This window comes from Pseudoflavonifractor sp. 60 (assembly GCF_009911645.1).
Taxonomy (GTDB): Bacteria; Bacillota; Clostridia; order Oscillospirales; family Oscillospiraceae; genus Lawsonibacter.
In genome coordinates, this window is record NZ_QWKI01000375.1 from 1 (window position 1) to 414 (window position 414).

Here is a 414-nt window from a genome sequence, read left to right on the forward strand (position 1 = left end):
TCTCAACACTGTGGAGGTTTTGGATCACATTTTCTCAGAAGAGGCCAAATCCAAGCGGAAACGAGCCTATGAGAAGCAAATCCAGATGTCTGGCTTTCCCATTAAGAAAACCCTGGACGACTTTGATTTCTCAGCCCTCCATCGACAAGCGCCAGATTGATGAGTTAGCTGCCATGCGCTTCCTGGAAAACGGGGAGAATGTAGTATTCCTCGGCCCGCCAGGTGTGGGCAAGACTCATCTGGCCTCCGCTTTGAGCCTAAAGGTTCTGTCCAAGTACAGGATGCTCATCATCGACGAAACCGGCTATCTTCCTATGGATATCCAAGGCGCGAACCTGTTCTTTCAGCTCATTGCCGAGAAAACGTCTACTGTCTTTACCTCCAATAAAACGTTCCCCCAGTGGAATGAGGTCT

General features: G+C 49.5%; 1 pseudogene. It reads left to right on the forward strand.

The features are described from left to right. Positions 1–414: pseudogene (locus D1646_RS22470) on the forward strand (ATP-binding protein); the annotation flags it as partial.